The sequence below is a fragment of the Streptomyces durbertensis genome, from assembly GCF_014156695.1.
GTDB classification, from domain to species: domain Bacteria; phylum Actinomycetota; class Actinomycetes; order Streptomycetales; family Streptomycetaceae; genus Streptomyces; species Streptomyces durbertensis.
In genome coordinates this window covers 1-7,605 of record NZ_WMLF01000257.1, presented here as the reverse complement: position 1 = coordinate 7,605, position 7,605 = coordinate 1, and the positions used below count along the sequence as shown (strand labels likewise).

Sequence of the window (7,605 nt, the reverse complement as noted above, 5' to 3'; positions counted from 1 at the left end):
GTGCGGGACCATGGGGAGCGGTCCTGTGCTGAGGCTGGCCTTGGGCTTGGCGCGCACCCGGGTCCCCGGCACGTGACGGAGGCGCCAGCGCGAGCCCACCGCGGCGAGCAGCAGCATCGCCTCGACCAGCGCGAAGCGGTCACCGATGCACTTGCGGCTGCCGGCCCCGAAGGAGAGTTGGGCGCTGCGGGGGACGGACGCCACCCGCTCCGGCCGCCACCGTCCCGGATCGAAGCGTTCCACGTCCTCGAAGAGCGCCGGGTTGCGGCCGACGGCGTAGAAGCTGAACAGCACGACGGCGCCCTCCGGGAGCCGTTCGCCGGCGAGTTCGGTCTCGGCCGTGGTGGTGCGGCTGAGCAGCCAGGTGGAGGGGTAGAGGCGCAGCGTCTCGGTGATGACGTGCCGGGTGTACTCCAGTCGCGGCAGATCTGTGTAGGCGGGGGCGCGCCCGGCGAGTACCCGGTCGAGTTCGGCGGTCAGTTCCTCCTCGGCCTCCGGGTGGTGGGCCAGCAGGTGGAACGCCCAGGACAGGACGTTGCCGGTGGTCTCAGTACCGCCGAGCAGCAGGCTGACGACCTGCTCGTGGATCTCGTCGGCGGACAGGCCCTGCCCGGTCTCCTCGTCCTCGGCGGTGAGCAGCGTCGACATGAGGTCGCCGCGGTCGGCCCCGGTCGCCTGGTAGTCGCGGATCGTCTCGTCGATGACGGAGTGCAGACGGTCCAGTGCCCGCTGGAAGTCGCGGTTGGCCGGCAGCGGCAGCCGTTCGACGAGGCCGAAGGGGGCGATCATCCGCCGGTAGACGCCCTTGGTGAAGACGGGCAGGCATTCCTGGATCTCGGTGATCGCCGCCGGCCGGATCTGTCCGGAGAACAGCGTCCGGACGATGATCCTCGCGGTGAGGGCCTGCATCTGCGCGTTGAGGTCGACGGCGGCGCCAGGGCGCCAGCGGCCGACGGCGCTGTTGATCTCCTCGGTCATGACCTCGGCGTAGCCGGCCATCCGGGCGGGGTGGAAGGCGGGTTGCATCAGGCGGCGTTGGCGCCGGTGGGTGGACCAGTCGGACGTGGCGAGCCCGTCTCCGGTGAGCAGTCGCACCTTGTCGAACAGGGGGCCGCCCTTGTCGAAGGTGCGGGAGTCGCGCAGCACCTGCCGCACCAGCTCGGGGTCGCAGACCAGATGGGCCGGGCGGGGGCCGAGCCGTACCCGTACGAGGTCGCCGTGGGCGGGCAGGGAGGCGAGGAAGGCGAGCGGGCGCAGCCGTAGGGGCAGTGCGTGGCCGAGGAGTGGGAGGGCGCCGGGCGCGGTGCCGACGCGCGGGGTATCCGGCCGGGTCGTGGGGGCGCTCATGACGGCAGCCCGTTCGCCGCGGCGGGGTCGGCCGGCACCGGGGACACCCATCCGGTCGTGCTGCCGTCCCAGACCGCGCCGTCGCCCAGGTAGCGGGGCGTGAGGTACTCGAACTCCTGCGCCCCCGCGAGGAGATGGTCCATGGCGCGGAGGTATGCGTCCACGTCGGGGCGGTGGGCGAGCTGCCGGCGGGCGGCGTCGCGGGCCTGTAGGTAGCGGTGTTCGTGGGCGGCGGCACGGGCGGCGACCTCGTCGACGGCCTGTTGCAGGGGCAGCCGGTCGTGGTGTTCGAGGACCCGGACGGCGTTCATCGGGTCGCCGTGCTCCTTGCGGAGCGACAGCACGTCGTTGACGAGGATCATCTGGCGCATGGCGTGGTCGTGGACGGCCCGCAGTTCCGGGGAGCGGGACAGGTCGGAGACGTCGACCGCGGCGGCGTACTCGTTGAGGAGGCAGATGAAGTCGCAGCCGAAGCTGGCCAGTCGGATGTCGATGTAGGCGGGATAGTCGGGCACGGTGCCGGTGAGCTGGTAGGGGAGCTCGGCGGCTATGCCGTCGAGGAAGGCGGCCAACGACTGGTGGAAACGGTGCTGTTGGCGGCTGCTGAGGTCGGGGCTCATGCGCTGCCAGAGGTCGGCGGCGGCCAGCCCGAAGGGCGTGGTGGCGGAGCCGGGGTCGCCGAACTCGGCGGTGATGCGGTCGAACGCCGCGCGGGCGCCGCCCGGGCTGGCACCGAGCCCGCCGGTGTGGTCGGCGGCGAGGTCGTCGATCAGCCCGACGAAGTGGTAGAAGTCGGCGAGCGCGAGCACCCGGTCCCGGTCGGTGAGCGGTGCCACCAACGGGCCGTACAGGCCCACGCGTTGGCGCAGCAGGCGCATGAGCTGCGTCTGCGAGGTGCAGCAGGACTCCAGGTACCGCCGCACCCAGGCGTTCGAGCGGAACTCGGTCTGCGCCGCGTGCGGGTGGTAGACGACGGGGAGGCTGCGGGGGAAGACGGGGAGATGGAAACCGTCGGTCCTCGGGACGGTCGGACTGTGTGACACCGCTGCTCCTGGGTTCGCTGGTGCGCCGGTTGCGGGAGGGGGGACGTGCGATCTGAGGTGGGGGGTGCGTCGAGCGGGGAGCCGCCAGGGGCTAGCGGTCGCGTCGGGCCGCCTGGTCGGCGAACGCCGCGAGCAGGTCGCGGACGTCGTCGGGGAAGAGGGCGCCGCGGACGGCGTCGAGCGCCTTGTGCAGCCGCTCGGTGATCATGCGCTCGGTCTCCTCGCGGGCGCCGGTGTCGACGAGCACCCGGCGTACCCGCTCGATGTCGGCCTCACCGATGTCCGGTCGGCCGAGCGTGCGGCTCAGCACGGCGCGCTGGGTGCGGTCGGCGCGTGCGACGGCGAGCGCCACGAGCACGGTGTTCCTGCCCTCACGGATGTCGTCGCCGACGGGTTTGCCGGTGGCGGCCGGGTCGCCGAACACACCGAGGAGGTCGTCGCGGAGCTGGAACGCCTCTCCGAGCGGGAGGCCGTAGGCTCCGCACGCCTCGTGGAGCGCGGCGTCTCCCCCGGCGAGCGCCACGCCGACCTGGAGCGGACGTTGGAAGGTGTAGGCGGCGGTCTTGAGCCGGGTCGCGGTGAGCGCGGTGCCGAGGTCGGCTGCGGCGGAACGGCCGGCGACCAGGTCGAGGTACTGCCCCGCCATCAGCTCCTCGCGCATGACGTCCTGTATCCGCAGCACGGCGGCCAGCCGCCGCGGCGGCAGTCCGGCCGTGTGCAGGGCCTCGTCCGCCCAGCTGAACGCCAGGTCGCCCAGCAGGAGCGCCGCGCAGCGGCCGAACCGCTCGTCCGCCGCGTCGGTGGTGCGGCCGGACCGGGAGGCCAGGAGGCGGTGCAGGCTGGGCGCGCCGCGGCGGGTGTCGCTGTTGTCCATCACGTCGTCGTGGATGAGGGCGAAGGCGTGGAACAGCTCAAGCGAGGCGGCGGCCCTGACCACCTCCGGCGGGGCCTGGTCGGTGGGCCGGGCGCCCTCGACGGGCGGGGCGTCGGGCGTGGGGGCCGGCCGGCCCGCTCGCGCGGCGGCCCAGCCGCACAGACACATCAGGGGCCGGACGCGTTTGCCGCCGCGGAGGACGAAGTCGGCCAGCGCGGCCGCCGGTTCCCCCGTCGTGCCGTCCGCCGCGCGGGCGCGTTTACCGGAGAGGAAGGCCTCCAACTCGTTCTCCACCGCTCTCAGCAGCCGTGTCGGGGCCAGCGGCTCCTCGGTGAGGGTGATCGTCATGGCGCCATCAACTCCGTCGCTCCCCGGGCGAGGGGCGCGTGGTAGTGCGGATGTGCGGGAAGGCCACCGGTTCGGCTGAGTGAAGGTCACCCGAACGGTTGAAACCTATCCATCTCCACTGGCTCCGCCGAAGAAACCGCCGGCCGCGCTCCGGGCGCACCACGGATCACAAGGAGGCGCGCGCCACGGCGCGTTGAGCCCCGCGCGCTCCCCCGCGCCTCCCCGCGCGCCCTCACAGGACCGGGCGGGGGCACCGGTCAGACGCCCTTCGGCTTCGACAGGGCGGACGCGCCCGGGCACAGCCGCCTCGGGCTCAGTCCCGCGGCGGCGAGCTCCCGCCGGGCCTGCGCGACCACCGTCTCCAGACCGCAGGACGCCGCCCGCTCCACACCCCGGTACAGCAGGTCGGCGGCCTCCTCCAGCCGGCCGGCCTGCCGCAGCAGCGCGCCGAGGGAGACCTGTGCGGTCGCGGCCTCGGCCGCCGCCGGCGAGTCCTCCAGGACGGACACCGCACGGCTCATCAGCGCAACCCGGTCCGCCGGTTCGGCCACCTCGGCAGCGACCCGCAGCGTGTGGCCGAGCACCGAGGGCGCCGCGAAGTGCTCCGCCCGGCGCACGGCCTCCGCCGCGCGGCGCCGTGCCTCCGCCGGATCGTCCGCGGCCCTCGCGAGGGCCAGCTGCGGCAGCCACGGGCACCAACCGGGGTTCAGCACCCCGCGCTCGTCGAACCGGTGGCCGGTCGCGACGAGGTCGGCTGCGGCCTGCTCGTACTCGCCCCGTGCGAGCAGCAGTTCACCGCGCACCGCCTGGATGTCCGGGAAGACCCCGGAGGGGAACGGCTCGTGGAAGCGGTACCGCTTGGCCAGTTCGGCGGCAGCCTCGGTCCGCCCTCGGGCCAGCAGTACCCGGATGAGACTGCCGGCCGCGGAGAGGGCGACCGGGCTGTACGCGCCCACCCGGCCGCCCAGTCGCAGCGCGGCGCGGACGAAGTCCTCGGCCTCCACCAGCCGGCCGGTGCGGAGCCGGATGTGGCCGAGGAAGGTGTAACCCAGCGCGAGCGGCACCCCGCGCCAACCCTGGCGTTCGAACTCGCCGATGCCCTCGGCGAAGAGCCGGTCGGCGGTCTCCGGCCGGTCGCAGTGCAGGAAGGTCAGCGCGACCAGGGTCGGGATCTCGAAGCCCCACCGCTCGTCGGTCCAGCTCATGCCGCCGTCGGCCAGCGCCCGCTCCGCGAAGTGCAGGGCCGTCTCGGCGGGTTCCCCGCGCACCATCATGTCCCATGCGCGCAGCCCGAAGAGGTAGCGCTCGGTGCGGTCGGCGCCGGTGAGCCGGTCGGTGATGCGGGTGAGCCGGCGCGACCTGGCGCGGGCGTCGCCGTCCTGCGCGGCGAAGGCCGCCATCATGAAGTGCTCGGCGAGCATCCGCAGCCGGACCCGGGAGTCGGTGGCCCGCGCGGCCTCCTCCTCCATCACGGCGACGGCGTCACAGAGCCGGTCGTCGTAACTGAGCGCGCGGGCGAGCCTGATGGCGGCGTTCGGCCGCAGCGTCTCGTCCTCGCCGCTCTCCTCGACGGCCGTCCGCAGGTGCCGGGCGGCGGTCGACGGGTCGTGCATCAGCGCGGGGCTGCCCAGCTCGTAGCAGACGGCGGCCTGCTCGTCAGGTGCCGGCGGCTCGCGCAGGGCGCGCTCCAGGCAGCGCCGCGCCGCGTCCGGCGCACCCGCCCGCAGGTACTCCTCGGCGGCGGCCCGCAGGTTCCGCACCACCCAGTCGTCGCCCTCGGGGTGGGTCTCCAGCAGGTGCCGGGCGGCCAGCCGCGGGCTGCGCCCGGCGGTGACGAGCTCGAAGGCCGCCTTGCCGTGCAGTCCGATCCGGACCGCGCCCGGCACCTGCCGGTAGATCGCGTTGGCCACCAGCGGGTGGCTGAACTCCAGCTCCGCGCCCTCGCACAGCAGTCTGGCGCGTACCAGGCGGTCGCGGGCGGCCGCCGCGTCCAACGTGCCGAGCGCCGCCATCGAGGCGGCGAGTTCCATCGTCGCCTCCGAGCCGAGCACGGCCACCGCCCAGGCGAACCGCACGGCGGCGGAGCCGAGTTCGTCGAGCCGTTCCACCAGGCCCACTCCGCTGAGCGAGTCCGCCAGTTCGCGGAGCCGCCCGGCGTTCTCCGCGGTCGGCAGCAGTCCGCGGTCGCGGAGGGTCGCGGCCAGCTCCACGGCGCGGAACGGGTTGCCGCCGGTGGCGAGCCACGCCTCGTGGCAGAACTCGTCCGCGGCGCGCCCGTCGAAGCGCCGGCGTATGAGGTCGGCGACGGCCGCCGGGGTCAGCGGGGCCAGCTCGTGGACCCGGACCGCGCCGCCGTCCCGGCCGGCGGCCAGCGCCCGTACCGTCTCCGGCAGCTCGTCCGGCCGGTAGCCGACGACCAGCAGCATCGGCAGCTCGGCGACCCGCAACGCGAAGGAGTCCAGCCAGCACAGCGACTCCGGGTCGGCCCAGTGCAGGTCGTCCACCATGAGCAGGAGCGGTCCGGTGCGCACGGCGAGCTGCGTGAGCACCCAGTCGAGCCCGTCGCGCACGCCCTGCGGGTCCGGCGGCGCGCCCTCGCGCGGGCACAGCCCGACGCAGGGGCCGATGATGCTGTACCAGTCACCGAGGAGATCGTGCCGCTCCCGCTCGGAGAAGCCCGCGAGCAGGGGTTGCAGCAGCTGCCGCACCACGTGGAAGGCGGTGGCGCGCTCCTGCTCCGCGCCCCTGGCGTACAGGGCGGTGCAGCCGCGGTCGACCGCCAGTGCCCGCACCTCGGCGAGGACGGTCGTCTTGCCGGCGCCCGCCGCTCCGGTGTAGGCGACGAGCCCGCCGGGCCCGGGCGCGCCGGGTCGTACGACGGCGGTGAGCCGGTCGACCGCGACACGGGCGGCGGCGAGTTCCGCCTCGCGCTCCAGGGGACCTGCCACGCCCTCGCCGGGTGCGGGAGGGCCGTCGACCTGTGCTCGCTGTGTGTCGAGCTGCTCCGGAACCACTCGTTCCCCTCTTGGCACACCTGTGAGTGCGCCGTCTGTCTCGCGCGCGTCGTGTGGGCGTCTCGGCCGGCCGCTGGGGTGGCGGCCCCGGCCGGCCGGCGTGGGCTGTCGGCCCACCGCCGTCCGGCATGGCCACGGTCAGCGTAGCGTCGCCGTCACGGTCTGTCGGCCGACCTTGACGGAATTCTCGCGCCCGCTCACCATTCGCCCGTCCGCCCGCCGTCGGCGCGGCCACCACCGGTTCCGGCGCCCGGGGTGTGACCCGACCCGTGTCGGGAACCATTCGAACACCCGGCGCGTTGCCGGGAGACCAGTTCCGTTATCCAGTGACGGGAGACGTGCCGTGGGCAGCGAGCCGCAGGGCCGGGGCGAGGAGCGCGAGCCCCGCAGCGAGGAGAGCACCGACTGGGACGGCCTTGTCCTCGACGAGGACTTCATCAGGTCGGCCGAGGTGAACGAGCCGGCGGCGCGCACCCGGATGCTCCAGGAACGCTGGCGGCGGGAGCCTCCGGAGCCCCAGCCCTGGCGGGCGGACGAGCCGCCGGCAGGCTGGTTCTTCAGCAAGAGCAGGCGCAGGGCGCGCAAGCGCCGTCGCCGCCGCGAGGACTGAGCCGACGCACACCGCTCGGCGGCCACGTCCCGCCGAGGTGCCTCACCCGCCATTCGTGGCCAACTCACGCACGCCGCGCTGATGTTGGGTCGGGGCGTTCTCCCCTTCACAACGCCTTCCGAGGCCGTGCGACACGCGAGTTCACCCCAAGCGGCGAATTATCACGGCGAGTCGCCCTGAAGGGCGCGCGCGGGGCGCACGATCACCTGCGTGACTGAGATGATCAGCCGACCTGCCCGCGTCCGTGTGGCGATGGTGGGCACGGCGGTGCTGGGCGCCGTGCTGCTGCCGGCCGGTGCCGCCGTCGCGGCGCCGGCAAGGGCGTGCGCGTTCGCCGGCGGGGAGAGCGCGGTCGCGGACATGCTGGAC

At 74.3% G+C, this 7,605-nt stretch carries 5 protein-coding genes; 1 reads left to right on the top strand and 4 read right to left on the bottom strand.

Features of this window, described 5'->3' with window-relative positions:
* The 4 genes from GL263_RS17100 to GL263_RS17085 all read right to left on the bottom strand — a co-directional run.
* Positions 1 to 1,347 (bottom strand): cytochrome P450 (locus GL263_RS17100; RefSeq protein ID WP_182856592.1); only part of this gene is annotated, 1,347 nt, incomplete at its 3' end.
* Positions 1,344 to 2,390 carry a terpene synthase family protein gene (locus GL263_RS17095; RefSeq protein ID WP_182856591.1) on the bottom strand — a complete coding sequence of 349 codons (1,047 nt, stop codon included), beginning with the start codon at positions 2,388 to 2,390 and terminating at the stop codon, positions 1,344 to 1,346. The genes GL263_RS17100 and GL263_RS17095, both read right to left, overlap by 4 nt.
* 91 nt (positions 2,391 to 2,481) lie before the next feature.
* Positions 2,482 to 3,612 (bottom strand): polyprenyl synthetase family protein, encoded by a 1,131-nt coding sequence (locus GL263_RS17090; protein WP_182856590.1) that lies wholly within the window; start codon positions 3,610 to 3,612, stop codon positions 2,482 to 2,484.
* A 257-nt stretch (positions 3,613 to 3,869) separates the two neighbouring features.
* On the bottom strand, positions 3,870 to 6,560 hold the full coding sequence (locus GL263_RS17085) for an ATP-binding protein (protein ID WP_182856589.1): 2,691 nt from the start codon (positions 6,558 to 6,560) through the stop codon (positions 3,870 to 3,872).
* A 409-nt stretch (positions 6,561 to 6,969) separates the two neighbouring features.
* Here GL263_RS17085 and GL263_RS17080 point away from each other — a divergent pair, with 409 nt between their 5' ends.
* On the top strand, positions 6,970 to 7,236 hold the full coding sequence (locus GL263_RS17080) for an SGM_3592 family protein (RefSeq protein WP_182856588.1): 267 nt from the start codon (positions 6,970 to 6,972) through the stop codon (positions 7,234 to 7,236).
* Positions 7,237 to 7,605: the final 369 nt, after the last annotated feature.

Excerpts from the sequence above, each read along its gene's own strand:
- GL263_RS17090 (WP_182856590.1), bottom strand. The coding sequence starts at position 3,612 with ATGACGATCACCCTCACCGAGGAGCCGCTGGCCCCGACACGGCTGCTG.